The organism is Serratia sp. root2, from assembly GCF_031931805.1.
Lineage (GTDB): Bacteria > Pseudomonadota > Gammaproteobacteria > Enterobacterales > Enterobacteriaceae > Serratia > Serratia inhibens.
The window spans coordinates 338,903-354,143 of record NZ_JAUJXB010000003.1 but is presented as its reverse complement, the minus strand read 5'-3'; the positions used below and the strand labels follow the sequence as shown (position 1 = coordinate 354,143).

The following is a 15,241-nucleotide window of genomic DNA, read 5'->3' as shown; positions in this document are numbered from 1 at the left end:
CGCCAATGAGCACCAAACGCATTTCGGGGCAGTCGTTCGACATCGACATGGGCGGCGTTGCCATCCAGGTGAAGAACATCTCCCTGGACATCACCGACAACACAGAAGTGTCGCAAACCCGCGGCATTCCTGACGGCTATACAGACGGGTCAGTCGCCGCCGAGGGCGAGATCGAACTGGATACCAAAAACCTGAAGCTGGTGCAGTCGAAAGCCCAGGCTGCCGGGTCATGGCGCGGGATTGATCTTCAGGATTTCCTGTTCTACGCCAAGGCGGGCGACGAAGAACTGAAGGTCGAAGCCTACGGGTGCAAGCTGAACGTTTCCAACCTGCTGGCGATCGACACATCCAGCGCCGGGACGTCTAGCCACAAAATCAAGTATCTGGTCACGTCGCCCGACTTCGTGCGGATTAATGGTATTCCGTACCTGTCCGCCGATGATACCCGCGACCTGCTGGGCTAAGGGGACAGGATGCAAGACCACGAAAAGAAAATCCTGACGCTGGCCGCTATCGGTGCCGTGATCGCACTCGGGCAGATATTGAATAACAAAGACCCGATCACCCCGCGGCTGATGGTTGGCCGCATCATTCTGGGGTCTGCCGTTTCCATGGTGGCCGGGGTCGCGCTAGTGCAGTTTCCTGACCTGTCCCCGGTCGCTATCAACGGCATCGGGTGCGCCTTGGGGATTGCGGGCTATCAATTCGTTGAGCGCTGGCTACGCCGCCGCGGTAACAAGTGGGTACAAGGGGAAAACAATGACGTTAAGTGAAAAACAACAGCTTTTCACCAAGCTGATCGCCCAGCTCATCATGTGGGCGGACGAAAAAGGCTATCGGCTGACATTCGGCGAAGCCTACCGCACACCGGAGCAGGCCAAGCTGAATGTCCAGTCCGGCAAGGGGATCGCCAACAGCTTGCACACGCAGCGCCTGGCTGTCGATTTTAACCTGTTCATTAATGGGCAATACCAGACTGACAGCGCCGCTTATACCGAGCTGGGTAAGTTCTGGGAAAGCATTGGCGGCAGTTGGGGCGGTCGATTCTCCCGCCCGGACGGCAACCACTTTAGCCTGGAACACAACGGCGTCCGCTGATGAACCTGTCGCCGATCGCCTTACTGTTGGCACTGGGTGCCGCCTTTGGGTGTGGCTGGACGGCTGCCGGGTGGTACCAGGACAGCCAACAACTGGTTATTGAACGGGCAGCCACCGCCGGGGCAGAACAAAGCCGCCGGTATACAGAACACATGGCCGGGGCTTCGGCCAGACTGCTGGAAGAAAAACTGGAGGCGTTGCGCGGTAATGAAATACGTACTGAGCGGGAAATCCGCACTGAAACGGTTAAACCGGTGTTTCGCAACGTGTGCGCTACTGACGAGTTTGTCCGGTTGTTCAACGCCGCCACCGACCGCGCCGAACGTGCCTTATCAGGCCAACCTGCGCAGCCGCTGCCCGACGGTTCTGCCGCGCCTCACTGATGCCACCGGCAGCGCCATGACCGCCGCGCTGCTGGAATATCAGAAGCTTTACCCATTATGCGCAGCCCGCCACAACGCGCTGGTTGCAGAAATTGAACAACGAGAGAACGGGATAACACCATGAGCGAACAAGTGAAAATCATTCTGGATGTGGCTGGCGTTGAGCTGGTATTTGAACCGACTACCACCGCCTATAACAAGATGGTCAACGAAACCAGCATGGACAACAAAGTCGCCCCGGCGACCAACTACCTGCGCCGCATCGTGGCCGCTGAATCAAAAGACTCTCTGGAGACCTTCCTTAAGCAACCCAGCGCCGGGATGCAGATCGCCGCGAAAGTGAATGAGCGTTTTACCCCTGAACTGGACATCCAGGTAAAAAACTGAGGGAGCGGGTCAAGGCGATCGAGTCCAACGAGCTGGAACAGCTATTCGCCCTGCGGCGCCATTACCTGCCGCAAGAAGCGGACGACGAAGAAAGCCTGGCTCGCGCCATTTGGCTGGATAACAGACATTGGAAATATATGGGCATTGCCGTCAATAACGGCATAGCCCAGGCATTCAAAGGCGAATAATGAAACAGCTCGACTTTACCCTAAGCCTCATCGACAAAATGACCCGCCCGCTCAAGCAGGCGCAGTCAGCCGTCGGTAACTTTGCGGAAAAGTCGCAGGCCAACTTCAAGCAGATCGGTATTGGCGCCGCCGCCATTTGGGCCGTGACGCAATCCATCAAAGCTATGCTGGGGCCAGCCTACGAAATGCAGCACGCCCTGGATGAATTATCACTCCGTGGCGTCGATAACAATGCCCTGAATAAGCTGGCATCCGATGCCAACCGCTTCAGCATCCGCTACGGAAAAAATGCCGTTGAATTCGTTGCGTCGGCTGCAACCATCAAAGGCAGTATCGCCGGTCTGACCAACGACGAACTGCCCCGCTATGTTATTGCCGCCAACACACTGGCCGCCGCCACCAAAACCAGCGCCGAAGAAGCGGGCGGATACATGGGCGCCATGTACAACCAGTTTAAAAGCACTGCGGACAAGATGGGCAAAGTCCAATTTGCCGAAAAGCTGGCCGACCAGGGCGCCTATATGGTGAAAACCTTCGGCATGGACATGGCGACCATTCAGGACATGCTGGTCGGCAGTAAGGGCGAAGGCAGCAACTACGGGATCGGTATGGATGAGCAGTTCGCCGTCCTGGGTGAGTTGAATCGCACCATGGGCAGCGAAGGCGCGGGCGCCTATGAACAATTTTTGAAAACGGCTCAGGCTGGCGCCAAGTCACTGGGGCTGAGCTTCACCGATGCCAGCGGCAAGATGATGTCCATGCCGGACATGCTGGAAAAACTCCAGGGCAAATATGGCAAGACCATCGAGGGCAATATCAAGGCCCAGGCCGAACTGGATAAAGCCTTCGGTGAAGGCGCGAACGTTATCAAGCAGCTGTATGACAACGTCGGCGATCTGCGAAAAAACATGGACGCCATGGGCAACGCCCAGGGCATGAAGCACGCCACTGATATGGCTAACAAGATGGCCGACCCATGGCAGCGGCTTATCGCTATCTGGAACGCCATCAACACCACGATCGGGCGCACGCTCATCCCAGTGCTTAATCCTGTGCTTGCCAAGGTAGCGGCCATCGGGGAAAAGTTCGCCAGATGGGCTGATATGTTCCCCAACATCTCGCGATGGATTGGCTACATCGCTTTAGGTTTGTTGTCGCTGGCCGCCGTGGGTGCCGTAATCACTGTGATCACCGGCCTCTTCACATTGTTGACCAGCCCCATACTGCTCATTATCGCCGCCCTGGCTATTCTGGCCTGGGCTGTCTATGACCAATATCTTTATTGGAGCTGGGCATTTTCCGAGATTGGCAAAGACCTTACGGCATTGTGGGGGCAGATTGTCGGTGTTTGGGACAGCGTCACGGCATATTTCTCCGGCGTTTGGGCAAGCATCATGCTGGGCTGGGAAATGGTGGTTAACTTCTTCGCCGGGCTGTCACCACTGGCCGCATTCGAAGGGTTCGCAGACGCCATCACCGGCGTTTTCAGCGGACTGTGGGATTACCTGAAAAGCGCGTTCAACGACACCTACAACTGGATTGTGGACAAACTGAATTACCTGCCCGGCGTCAATATCGCCATCAAAAGCGATGCGCCAACCCTGCCACCTGGAGCGCTTGGGAACCCGGTTCCGAACAGCAACCCGACCACGTCACCAATGTTGACCGGCGGCCAGGCGAAGACAGTCGGCCAGGGCGGGATCGGGCGTCAGTTAGGACAGGCCAACAACAACAGCAAGAAAGTCGAAAATAATCAGAATATTGGCCGGATGGAGTTCAACGTTACCACCCCGCTGTCTCCGCAGCAGCTTCAGGAATATCAGGAATTGTATGGCTGACGAATTGTACATCGACCTGCTGATCACTGATCGGGACATTACGCTGAACGCAGGTAATGAGCCATTGCTGTGCAGCAACCGGGTCAGTATCGCCCAGGACATCAAGCATTCGCTGATGGAGTCCGGCTTACCGGCCCTGTTGATTGCCGAGCGCAGTCCAACGTTACGGGCGGATATCATCATGCAAATGATCATCCTGGTCGAAGACGACGAACGCCTGGTACCGGGAAAGGTATATATCAACGAGGAAAGCAGCACGCGCTTAACCATCCTGGCCGAAACCTACGAGTTCGGCCAGATTGACGCGGGGATCATCTATGGCGACTAAACCCACTAAACCCACTATCGACTTCGAAGCCTCCCTGCATGAAGGCGGGATGCCTGTCACCGAAGAACAGGCCCGCGCCGAGTTTGACACTATCGTCAAGCAGGAAGGGTTAATAACCAACACCTCCAAAATGTCACCGTTCTGGCGATTAATCACGGCTATCGTGACTGCGCCGGTCATGTGGCTAAAAGACATTCTGGTTACGGCTGTAATGCCGAGCATGTACCTGGCAACTGCATCCGGGGTGTTTGTCGACTTGTTCGCCTGGGCGCTCAATCTTGAACGGAAAAAGGCGTCGGCGACCGTTGGGCTGATTACCTTCATCAAGACTGACAGTAGCGTAGCGATCACCATCCCTGCCGGTACTCTGATCCAGACTGAGCGTATCAACGATAAGGTGTACGCGGTCGCCGTCAATTCCGACACCGTTATCCCTGCGGGCATTGCCTCTCTGGACATTGCCACCACGGCAACCAAGCCGGGAACAGCCTACAACCTGGCTCCGGGCTACTACCGTATTTTGCCGAAAGAAATTAGCGGGATTGCGTCGGTTGAGAACCGGGACAACTGGCTGAGCACGCCTGGTGCTGACGTGGAATCTGACGACGACCTGCGCGATCGTTGCCGTAACCAGTACAACCTGGTCGGCAGCTATCACGTTGACGCGGTCTACCGCGGCATGATCGCCGCCGTGGCCGGGCTGAGCACCGACCGTATTTTCTTCGAACATGACGCCCCCCGCGGGCCGGGAACCGCCAATGCCTTTTTGCTGTTGGATACCGGCGTGCCGTCCGCGTCCTTTGTCGAGAAGGTTAACGACCACATCAACGGTCAGGGCTACCACGGCCACGGCGATGATATGCAGTGCTTCCCCATCCCGGAGACGCAGCACAACCTGACCGTGCACGCCTGGTACTTCAGCACCTTGAACCTTGACGACGACGAACAGGCCGTCCTGAAGAATAAAATTACCGATGTCGTGCGCTGCGCCTTCCGTGATAACGCGGACTATCAGGTCTCTAAAACCTGGCCGCATAGCCGGTTTTCATTTTCGCGCCTGGGCGAAGAACTGCACCTGTTATTACCTGAGCTGGAATCCGTGGTTTTTTCTCTGCCGGACATTATCAGCGGGCTGAATATCCCGCGCCTGGACGCGTTGAGCGTGGAGTTGACCAGTGGATGAGCAGAAATTAACGATCACCCTCCCCACCTGGTTAAACCGTGGAGAGATTAAAAAGCTGGCCGTCGCAGCGGGAAAATTCTGGGAGAAGGTACGCGGCTGGATAAGCTGGCCGCTACAGCAAACTGACCCGCTCACCTGCACGGTGCAAATATTGAACCTGCTGGCGTACCAACGTGACATAAACCGTTTTGACGGTGAACCGTTGAGCCTATTTCGCAAACGCGTCAAATACGCGTTCCTCAACGCCCAGGACAGCGGCAGCCTGGCAGGATTCCGCAATATCTTTCTGCGCCTGGGGATTGGGGAAATCGGTCAGGCAGAACGCCAGCCCGGAATTGACTGGGACGTGATCATCATTCGCGTGGACGACAGCCAGCTCGCAAGCAACGCGGCGCTGATGCAGGAAATTATTCGCCAGTATGGGCGTACTTGCCGCCGGTACCAGTTTCAAGTGGTCAACACCGCCGCCGCGGCTGTCCGCGCCGGGCAATTTGATAACGATCACCAGCTCTTTGCCGCGCAACCGGGCATTGATGCAAATATTTTGACGGAAGACCCGTTCAACCTGCTGACCGAAGACGGTTACTACGTGACGGTATAACGAGGAAAAACACGATGTCCGCAATCATTACCAGAAAATTTGAGCAGTGGTGTGCCGAGCGTACTGCGGCCAACCTGCCCGCCAGGCCGGACACTTTTATTTTTGCTTTTGTGCCTGGGCAAGACCACGACGGCGAGATGGACAGAGACGAGGCATTGCCTCCGGCTAGTCAAATTGTGCATCAGGCACCAGTAGCGCAACACGGTCTGATTAACACGGACGCAGTAGCCTACTCTGTCGTCATGGACACCACCGTTGGCGACTTCGACTACAACTGGATCGGACTTCAAGACGCCGCCAGCGGCACGCTGTGCATGATTGTGCATACCCGTACGCAGAAGAAAATCGCAACCAGTGGACAGAACCAGGGCAACACGTTAACCCGCACGCTGGTGATGGAGTTCAACGGCGCCGCGGGCGCATCGCAAATCACCGTCACCGCGGCAACCTGGCAAGTCGACTTCTCTGCCCGCATCTTCGGCCAGGACGAACAATTGCGCCTGGCTAATCTGGAAGTCTACGGCGAGGCCGCATTTTTTGGCGACGGCTTCCTTGTTGTCAGGAACGGCGACACTTTCACCGCGACAGCGGGTCGCGGCTATGTCGGTGGTATACGTGCTGAGCTGGCGGTCAACACACCGATCACAATCAGTAAATGGACGACTAAAGTCTGGGCTGATGTGAGTTGGCAAGGCGCCACGACCAGCCGCTGGTCAGCTCGTATTACCCTGTCCGCCGCAGACAATCTGGTCGATTACACCGACGCCCAGGGATACCGGCATTATGTAACCGCTCTGGCCGGTATCGGCGCCGACGGCACCGTCACCGACCTGCGTAAAAAAGGTTCTCAGGCTGAACAGGGGGCAAATCGCGTTTTTCTGCGGAAAGACCAAAACCTGGCCGACATTGTGGACAAGGGAGCAGCACGCCAAAACATCAACGTGCTTAGTCAAAGTGAAGCTGACGAGCGTTTTGTTAAACAATCAGGTGACAACGTTGCATGGATGACGGTTGAGGATGGCCTTACCGTTAACGGCAAGGGATTCATTGTAAAAAATGGTCTGGGTGACATCGAAGGTAACAACGAGCGCCAGACCAACGGCGTACGCATCACCGGAGCCGGTAACTTGTTTGCGGATTTTTACCACCGTGAACGCATCGGCCAGCACCACTTGATGGGCATTCACGTTGCAAATGGTGGCGCGGATGGCTGGTTCGAATTCCGTAACGACGGCCACTTCGTCACAAACGGCAAGGTATCCGCTGGCGGTGAAGCCGGTGGCACATTACATCATGATGGGAATGTGCAAGGCAGTATTTGGGGCGGTTATCTATCTGAATATATCAATAGCGCTGCAACCGTAACCGGCTGCCCTCTGCCGTGGCCGGGGCCAGGCGCGCCTACGGGGTGGCTGATGTGTAATGGCGCCGCATTTGACCGCAATGCATTTCCCCGCCTAGCCTCCGCCTACCCCAATGGGCTACTGCCAGACTTGCGGGGGGTTTTTATTCGTGGCTGGGATGCCGGTCGCGGACTTGACCCCAATAGGGGACTGGGCGACTTGCAGGCCGGACAGGCTCCAGCATCGGCCATTGGTCGCGGGGACTGGGGCGATTACGCAGGCCGGAGCACCGGTATTACGGCGATGATCGGGACGGACGCCGACGGACACCCGACGGTTAAGCAGGAAACCGAACAACAGCGGGAAACCCGCCCGGTAAACGTCTCATTCAACTACATCGTAAGGGCAGCATGATGACCGAACAAAAATATACGCTCAACGCGCCAACGGCGGTGATCGGCAAAAATGGCCTGGCAACCGCTGCCGGGTGGCTGACGGTTTACAACTCCAGCGCCCAAAACGGGGAATATACCGGCGCCAGCGTGGAATATATTCCCGTCGGCGTCGGACTGCCCGCCGGTGGGCATCAGGACGCCCCACAATTGCCAGCCGATAGCAGCCTGGCGATACAGCGCCAGGGCAGCGCGTGGCAGTTAGTTGCCGATCACCGCGGTAAAACCGCATTTTTCATCCAGACAGGCCAGTCGGTGATTATCAGCCAGATCGGCGAACTGGACGCCGCACTGACATTCCTCGCCCCGGCAACGCCGTTCGATAGTTGGGACGGTCAGAAATGGGTCACGGATGAAGACGCGCAGCACCGGTCACAGGTTGAAACAGCCCAGGAAGAACTGGCACGGCGTACCACTGCTGCCACCACAGCGATCGCCCCACTTCAGGATGCCGTGGACACCGAGATAGCAACGGATGCCGAACAGGCAGCACTGCTGGCCTGGAAAAAATACCGTGTGGCGCTAAGTCGCATTGACGCAGATACTGCGCCCGATATTGCCTGGCCGGAGTTGCCGTAATGTGGCACCTGGCGCGTTTGGGCTTTCCTGACGAACTCCAGGCAGTAACATGCTCACTGCTGACAGTACACCCCTGGACATATGGGGCGGCCCAGGTGACTGAGTCGGGGCCGTATCTCAGCCCACAGAACGCCATCAACTATCTGGCCGAAAAGCTGCGGGGTGCAGGGGGCATTCAGGACGTGATCGTCTTTCTGTTGACCAGCTACGCCCTGCCCGACTTCAAAGCATCGTTGGACAGCATGGCAGGCGTTTTTCCGCTGCCGGTATTCATGCAGACAGCCCGAAAAAGCGCCGCAGCGCTTCAACTGGATACTACAAAAATGCAGTTACCTGGCGTTATGGGCGGCGGACTTCCCGCCAGTATGCCGTTATCAATAGGCACTTGCCGCACTGCAATAAACGCGCAACGCCTGGCAACGGCAGCAGCACAAGCCAGCCAGGGAACATCGCTTGAAGGCATTGAAAACGCGCTGAACGCCCTTTCTTCACTGCGACAACAGGCTAGCCAAGCTGCCGCGGATGCCCTGGCGGAACTTCAGGGTAAAAGTGTCCAGGTTTGGACATATCAGGCACACGGTGAACCGGCAAATATTGCCGCAGACATCGTCAACGGTGTGCCTGTTCCCGACGCTATCTACACAATGGGCGCAATGTTTACAGGCGACCTTGAAGGACTGAAAGGGATGATCACATGACACAAATCATCATGCTGGCGCTGGATGGTGAAGCCATCCCGCTGAAAGAAATCCTGGTCACACCGCAGATGCAAATCCCAGATAAAGACCAATCCGGCCAGGCGTCCAGCACCGCAACAGCGGAGCAAGGCGTTAAGGCCAAGGAACTGCGTATCTCCGGGGAAATTCCGTTTAAAACCCCGCAAGTGCTCAACCGGCTGTTTGCCCTGGCAGAAGCCAAAGGTAGCAACGGCGCAATGAAACGCTACCGGGTGGCGAACAAAACCGCGCAGTTGGTGAATTTTCGCGAAGGCATGTTTTCCGGCTCTATCGACGCAGCCCCCCAGACCAATAAAATGGTCTGGCTGGTCAATTTCACCTTGAAAGAACAGGACAGTGTCGCCGAGAAAGCTGCCGCCCGCACCGCGTCCAGCGTGAAGAACAAAACCCAGACGGCCAAAGGAACCAGTGGCACGCCAGGTGCTGCCGCCGGTGAAGAAGGTAAGCAGGAATTGACCTCCTTTGAAAAGTTCCTGAAGAAAATCGACGATAAGCTGGCGTAATCATGAAACCGATCATCACTCTTCAAATTGATGCCAACACCGTGCCGGTAGCAGCCAGTGAGCTGGTTATCGAGCTTAGCGCGTGCGGTCGGGGTTTCATCACTGCCCAGACTGACCAGGTGAGCACCGGCAAACTGATCCGGGTCAACGTCGGCTACAACGACCAGACCTTGCGCTGGTTTACCGGCTATGTTGAGCGTGACCAGGCCGCCGAAAATGGCTACCGCCGGATGTTCGTGCGGGAATTGGTAGGCGTATTCGAGAAAAGCTGGCCGGTATCTATGCAGCACCCCACGCTACGCCAGGTCGCGGACAAATTGGCCGCCGAATCCGGGTTGGCGTTCATTTTGCCGGATGGCAAAGCGTATACCGATACCCCAATCCCCCATTTCGTTCACAGCGGCACCGGATGGCAATTACTGTCAAATCTGGGGCGAGCATTCGGGATTACTGATTACATCTGGCAGCAGTTGCCGGACGGCACGGTATGGCTGGGTGCCTGGTCAGATTCACGCTTCGCCAATCTGCCGATCGACATCCCAAACGAATACACCAAAGCCGCCGGGGCCGGTAACAGCATCACATTACCGGCAATCCCGTCTATTCGGCCTGGCGTGCTGGCGAACGGCCAGCGTATCACCCGCGTGGCGTTAAAAGACAACGACCTTACCCTGACCTGGACGCCGTTAAACAGTAAAGGCCAGCCTAAGCAGAAAAGCCCCTTTGAGCGTCAGTTGGAAACCGCACACCCTGAGCTGGCCGCGGGGCTTCATCTGCCGAAGTTGGCCCGCGTCGAAGCACCAACCGAAGGCGCCAGCCTGGGCGATATTTCCGACCCATTCCGCCCACGTTTCGCGGTCGACGTGCAACTACTGGACGAGAACGGCGCAGCGAACCATGAAACGCCGGTTTATCCTGCGGTCGCCCTACCGGTACCGATGGCCGGGGATGAGTCGGGCTTGATGCACTACCCACCCGCGGGAACTCTGGTAGAACTGGCATTTACTGACGGCAGACCCGATAAACCCTTTATCCGCCAGGTATTACCGCAAGGTAACAGTCTCCCCAGCATCAAGCCGGGTGAGCAGCTCCAGCAGCAACGTGCCGAAGTGTTCCAGCGCGTCAACCAGGCTGGCGACTGGCAACGGGAAACTGACCAGGCGATACAGGAAACCAGCGCCACACGTACGATAACCGCGGACGAAGAAAACCGAACGCTGACCCAGCGAACAACCACAATCCAGGCGACCGACAGCACCACTGTGATCGGCACGGCCAAACTGATGGCAGGCGCTATCGTTCAACTGGCCCAGGGAGACTACAGCATCGGGACAACCGGCCAACTCTTGGTGAAAGCGAAAAGCAGCAGACACAATATATCCGGGGATGCCCAGACCGAGATTGGCGGCCAGCTCACAGAGAAAATTAGCGGGCTGCGCCGCAGCGTGTCCGCCAGCCTGGAACTGATCGCCAACCAGGTGCGCGTGGGTACTGACGACACCAACGTATTGTCACTGTTGCTGGAAACCCTGGACGTGGTACAAGCCCTGGCTCAACGCACCGCCGAGCATACCCATTCGAACACCGGCAGCCCCACCAATGGCGAAGCGATCGCCGAGACCGGTGCATCGGCCAGCATCCTGAAATCCCGCTACCAACCCTACATTGCCTGACCTGGGCGGAAGCCTCCGCCCTCAACCTCACACGACCGCATGACACGCCTTTAGCGCGACGCACCGCCGCCGCCACACCCGCACGCCTGCGCACCATCAAACGTCGCACCACACGCCAACCACAGCGCCAGAAATTGACGCGACGGAATACTCAACCGACGTAATCGGCGCTACACCGCACCCGCCTGCACGTTTTGCGTGCTAAAAATATTGCAAAAGAATTTTGGTGCAAACGACCACGCCAGCCCGCGCCGTGACTGGGGTTCTGACGAGCGCGGCCAATTGCACGCGGTGCAATGAATTTCAGTATTTTGCAAAGAACGCCCAGCGCGGCGCCTAGGGCGCTGAAGCTAAGTGGTTGGTTTAAAATGGATCGATTTACTTTCCGTGAGGATCGCTGCCAAAAAATGCGACGTTGCCGCAAATGATGGGCAGCACCTAAAAACCAGCAGTGGCGCGGGCTGGCGGGGAATTGGAGCAGCGGCGACACGTTGCAAAAGTTGCCACGATTGGATCGGCAGACGATCACAAGTAGCCGGTAGTCAGCATTGATAAGAAAAGAGATGATAAAGCCCCGACAAACGGGGCGTTTATGTCGATGTGGTCAATGTGTGGACATTGAATGAAATAATTCCTTTTACTTCATTGTGTTACTTCCATTACCTTAACCCTAAAGGGGTAAATGCGGGGGTAGCTTGCGCCAGATCAATCTATTACTGTGACTAAGGGTATTTTGCCGCGCCCTTTTCACTCAATCGCTATCTATTTAATTATACAGCGATCGTTTTTCCCGTTGCTTACATCTTGAGATAAAACCCGGCGAATTTTAGTTGCAAAACTTATAATTTTGCTTTCGAATGAAACCCGACGATGCGCGTCGCCCGTGAGAAAAGGATCCGTGATTGCTTGTTAAACGTTCCGTGACCGGCAGCCTGGCCAAGGCGCTGTTTTGCATCGTGATTTTGTCCGTGCTTTCTACCGGGCTGGCGCTGACCACCGTTGCCGGCAGCCTGCGTGACGCCGAGGCGGTGAATATTGCCGGCTCACTGCGCATGCAGAGTTATCGGCTGGCTTACGATCTTGCCCGGCACTCCGCAGGGATGGATCAGCATCTGCAGCAATATCAACAATCCCTGCAGGCCCCGGCGCTGCAAAACCTGGATCGCTTTTACGTGCCTGCCGACGTCCGGGAAAAATACCTGTCGCTGCAGCAAACCTGGCAGCTGCTGGCGCAGCAGATCCGGGCCGGACAGTCGGCAGATTATCAGGCCAACGTCGCCGGCTACGTTAACCAGATCGATCATTTTGTTTTAGCTCTGCAACGCTATTCCGAACTCAAGCTGACCATAGTGGCGACCATCAGCGTGGTGGGCTATATCGCCATTATCGGGCTGGTGCTGTTTTGCATTCGCTTTATGCGTCGCCAGGTGGTGGCACCGCTGAAACATCTGGTGGACGCCAGCCAGCGCGTGCAACAGCGGGATTTTCACCACCCGCAACTGGATGTGGCGCAGCCGAACGAGTTGGGTGTGCTGTCGCAGGCCTTTACCGCCATGTCGGACGATCTGGCCAAGCTATACCAGTCTCTGGAGTTAAAGGTTCAGGAGAAAACCCAGCGTTTGCAACAGGCGAACAAGACGCTCGAGGTGCTCTACAACTGCTCGCAAGCGCTGAGCGTGCGGCAAATTGGCAGACAGTCTTTTGAGCAGATCCTGCAGATCGTGCGCCAAAGCGAGCAGTTGCACTGTATCCGCCTGAACGTGGCGGACAGCCTCAGCGAATGGCAACTGACCAGCGGTGTGCCGTCACCAACGCAGGCCTGGCACGCGCTGGCTATCGTTCAGGACGGCAAGCCGCAGGGGGAACTGAGCTGGCAGCATCAGGACCAACCGCCACACCCGCACCTGATGCAAAGCGTGGCCAACATGCTGAGCCGCGGCGTTTATTTTAATCGCGCGCAGAAACAGCACATGCAGTTTTTGCTGATGGAGGAACGCGCCACCATCGCCCGCGAATTGCATGATTCATTGGCCCAGGCGCTGTCGTTTTTGCGGATTCAGCTTACGTTGCTCAAACGTACGTTGGCAGGCGGCTCACCCCGGGCGCAGGAGATTATTAACGATTTTGACCGTGCGCTGGCCGACGCCTACCGCCAGTTACGCGAGCTGCTGACCACCTTTCGCCTGAACATTCAGGAGGCCGATTTGAACGCCGCGTTGCACCAGTTGCTGGTGCCATTAAAGGTTCTAACCGGCGCACGGATTCAGTTACACTGTCGGCTTTCCTCTCAGGCGCTCGATGCCCAACAGCAGGTGCATGCATTGCAGATTGTGCGGGAAGCGGTGCTCAATGCCATCAAACATGCAGATGCGCGCGAGATAGTGATCCGTTGCGAGGTCACCGCGAGTGGCGATAATGCCATAAGCATTGTTGACGACGGCTGCGGCATCGCCAGCCTGAATGAGCCGGAAGGCCACTATGGGCTGACCATCATGAGCGAACGCGCTGCGCGACTGGGAGGCACGCTGCTCATCCAGCGAGGCGAACCCAAGGGTACGGAAGTCCGTTTGACATTTCCGCCATAAATCAGGGTCATTCACCCCCTCGTTAGGTTTTAGGAGGGTATGAAGACTATTTCAGGATGTCGTGGCGTTGATTGCCACTATTTTACAAGAGTCTGTCCCACTGTGAAGCGCGCTGCACAGCGCGTTTGAGTGGCTTTACTCGCTACAGGGAGCATATGTCATGGTGATGAAGAATTACCGAGTATTGATCGTCGACGACCATCCGCTGATGCGCCGCGGCATCAAACAGCTGCTGGGGCTGGACCCGTGGTTTACCGTGGTGGCCGAAGCCAGCGACGGCAACGAAGCGATTGCCCTCGCGCTGCAGCACACGCCGGACGTGATCCTGCTCGATCTGAATATGAAAGGGCTGTCCGGCCTGGACACGTTGAAAGCGCTGCGCAATGAGGGCGTCGATGCGCGCATCATCGTGCTGACGGTTTCCGATTCGCGCAGCGACGTCTATGCGCTGATCGACGCCGGCGCCGACGGCTATCTGCTGAAAGACAGTGAACCGGAACAGCTGCTGGAACATATTCGCGCGGCGGCGGAAGGCCAGAGCGTGATCAGCGATGCGGTGGCGGACTACCTGTCATCCCGCAGCGAACAGCACGATCCCTTCGCCGAACTGACCGAACGCGAGCTGGACGTGTTGCAGGAAGTGGCGCGCGGCATGTCCAACAAACAGGTGGCGGCACAGCTGCACATTTCCGAAGAAACGGTGAAAGTGCATATCCGCAATATGCTGCGCAAACTGGACGTCCGTTCACGCGTGGCGGCGACGGTGATGTACCTGGAACACAAGAGTCAATGATGCTTCCCCCGGCATGCCGGGGAAAGTTTATTCGATGGCGGCAAGCAGCGCCTGATGATGCTGGTGGATCCAGCTCTTGTTGAGTGGCCCCCAGTTTTCCAACTGGTAAAAACCGTCGTTATTGCGCACGCCCTGCTGCACGAACTGCAACTCCACCCCCAGGCCAGGCAAGGCTTTCAGCACGTCTTGCAGCGTACGGCGCGGCCAGCCGGTCAATTCCATCAGACGCGGGACGTTTGGCCGCTCACTGTGGCTGATCAGCCAACACAGATAAAGGCGTCGGGCAAATACCGGGTTAATTTCCATGCCAAGCTCCTGCTTTACGATGAGTCCTGATTGTTTTCCGGGAACCTTGATCGGCCAGGCCCTTGATAGTCATAAAATTGTCTTAATGACGTTTTTCACTGGCATTGGGACGTCATTACCGGTTTCTACTACTGTTATTTACATTATCTCCTTTTTTTCTCCACGCTTTACTCCCCCTTCGCGAGTAAAGTGCAATAACGCCGGAATCCTTCCCAGCCGCTGGTAAACGCAATCCAGATGCGTCTTAAAGATAGAACAAGTCAT

Annotated in this window: 18 protein-coding genes; 17 read left to right on the top strand and 1 reads right to left on the bottom strand. The window is 56.7% G+C overall.

Translation table 11 applies throughout. The features are described from left to right. Nucleotides 1–5 precede the first annotated feature (5 nt). From QZQ97_RS17710 to narL, 17 genes are all read left to right on the top strand, one after another. The gene (locus QZQ97_RS17710) at nt 6–464 is read left to right on the top strand and encodes a phage protein (protein WP_311994515.1); all 459 of its coding nucleotides are present in this window, start codon (nt 6–8) and stop codon (nt 462–464) included. Nucleotides 465–473: 9 nt separating this feature from the next. Beyond that, complete coding sequence (locus QZQ97_RS17705; protein ID WP_311994514.1) at nt 474–773, top strand: phage holin family protein; 300 nt, start codon at nt 474–476, stop codon at nt 771–773. Next, nucleotides 760–1,098, top strand: a complete 339-nt coding sequence (locus QZQ97_RS17700) for a M15 family metallopeptidase (RefSeq protein ID WP_311994513.1) — start codon at nt 760–762, stop codon at nt 1,096–1,098. Before QZQ97_RS17705 ends, QZQ97_RS17700 begins: the two co-directional genes overlap by 14 nt. Next, nucleotides 1,098–1,481 carry a hypothetical protein gene (locus QZQ97_RS17695; protein ID WP_311994512.1) on the top strand — a complete coding sequence of 128 codons (384 nt, stop codon included), beginning with the start codon at nt 1,098–1,100 and terminating at the stop codon, nt 1,479–1,481. The genes QZQ97_RS17700 and QZQ97_RS17695 overlap by 1 nt, the downstream gene beginning before the upstream one ends. A gap of 120 nt (nt 1,482–1,601) precedes the next feature. Beyond that, the gene (locus QZQ97_RS17690) at nt 1,602–1,868 is read left to right on the top strand and encodes a putative phage tail assembly chaperone (protein ID WP_311994511.1); all 267 of its coding nucleotides are present in this window, start codon (nt 1,602–1,604) and stop codon (nt 1,866–1,868) included. Beyond that, on the top strand, nt 1,865–2,056 hold the full coding sequence (locus tag QZQ97_RS24560) for a DUF6890 family protein (RefSeq protein WP_442995268.1): 192 nt from the start codon (nt 1,865–1,867) through the stop codon (nt 2,054–2,056). The genes QZQ97_RS17690 and QZQ97_RS24560 overlap by 4 nt, the downstream gene beginning before the upstream one ends. Next, on the top strand, nt 2,056–3,894 hold the full coding sequence (locus tag QZQ97_RS17685; protein WP_311994510.1) for a phage tail tape measure protein: 1,839 nt from the start codon (nt 2,056–2,058) through the stop codon (nt 3,892–3,894). Before QZQ97_RS24560 ends, QZQ97_RS17685 begins: the two co-directional genes overlap by 1 nt. Beyond that, complete coding sequence (locus tag QZQ97_RS17680) at nt 3,887–4,222, top strand: DUF2590 family protein (protein ID WP_311994509.1); 336 nt, start codon at nt 3,887–3,889, stop codon at nt 4,220–4,222. Before QZQ97_RS17685 ends, QZQ97_RS17680 begins: the two co-directional genes overlap by 8 nt. Beyond that, on the top strand, nt 4,212–5,405 hold the full coding sequence (locus QZQ97_RS17675; RefSeq protein WP_311994508.1) for a baseplate J/gp47 family protein: 1,194 nt from the start codon (nt 4,212–4,214) through the stop codon (nt 5,403–5,405). The genes QZQ97_RS17680 and QZQ97_RS17675 overlap by 11 nt, the downstream gene beginning before the upstream one ends. Then, nucleotides 5,398–6,006: a phage tail protein gene (locus tag QZQ97_RS17670; protein ID WP_311994507.1), complete on the top strand. Its 609-nt coding sequence runs from the start codon at nt 5,398–5,400 to the stop codon at nt 6,004–6,006. Before QZQ97_RS17675 ends, QZQ97_RS17670 begins: the two co-directional genes overlap by 8 nt. A 14-nt stretch (nt 6,007–6,020) precedes the next feature. Then, on the top strand, nt 6,021–7,763 hold the full coding sequence (locus QZQ97_RS17665; protein ID WP_311994506.1) for a phage tail-collar fiber domain-containing protein: 1,743 nt from the start codon (nt 6,021–6,023) through the stop codon (nt 7,761–7,763). Continuing rightward, nucleotides 7,760–8,380, top strand: a complete 621-nt coding sequence (locus tag QZQ97_RS17660; protein ID WP_311994505.1) for a tail fiber assembly protein — start codon at nt 7,760–7,762, stop codon at nt 8,378–8,380. The genes QZQ97_RS17665 and QZQ97_RS17660 overlap by 4 nt, the downstream gene beginning before the upstream one ends. Beyond that, a complete protein-coding gene (locus tag QZQ97_RS17655; protein WP_311994504.1) occupies nt 8,380–9,078 on the top strand; it encodes a hypothetical protein in 699 nt (232 codons plus the stop codon). Before QZQ97_RS17660 ends, QZQ97_RS17655 begins: the two co-directional genes overlap by 1 nt. Then, nucleotides 9,075–9,620: a baseplate complex protein gene (locus QZQ97_RS17650; protein ID WP_311994503.1), complete on the top strand. Its 546-nt coding sequence runs from the start codon at nt 9,075–9,077 to the stop codon at nt 9,618–9,620. The genes QZQ97_RS17655 and QZQ97_RS17650 overlap by 4 nt, the downstream gene beginning before the upstream one ends. Before the next feature lie 2 nt (nt 9,621–9,622). Continuing rightward, entirely contained in the window at nt 9,623–11,293 is a 1,671-nt protein-coding gene (locus QZQ97_RS17645; protein WP_311994502.1) for a hypothetical protein, read from the top strand. A gap of 902 nt (nt 11,294–12,195) precedes the next feature. Beyond that, nucleotides 12,196–13,878: a nitrate/nitrite two-component system sensor histidine kinase NarQ gene (narQ, locus tag QZQ97_RS17640; protein ID WP_311994501.1), complete on the top strand. Its 1,683-nt coding sequence runs from the start codon at nt 12,196–12,198 to the stop codon at nt 13,876–13,878. Nucleotides 13,879–14,038: 160 nt separating this feature from the next. Further along, complete coding sequence (gene narL / locus QZQ97_RS17635) at nt 14,039–14,671, top strand: two-component system response regulator NarL (RefSeq protein WP_311994500.1); 633 nt, start codon at nt 14,039–14,041, stop codon at nt 14,669–14,671. Nucleotides 14,672–14,698: 27 nt separating this feature from the next. Here narL and QZQ97_RS17630 read toward each other — a convergent pair whose 3' ends face one another. Further along, nucleotides 14,699–14,977: a winged helix-turn-helix domain-containing protein gene (locus QZQ97_RS17630; RefSeq protein ID WP_311994499.1), complete on the bottom strand. Its 279-nt coding sequence runs from the start codon at nt 14,975–14,977 to the stop codon at nt 14,699–14,701. Nucleotides 14,978–15,241: the final 264 nt, after the last annotated feature.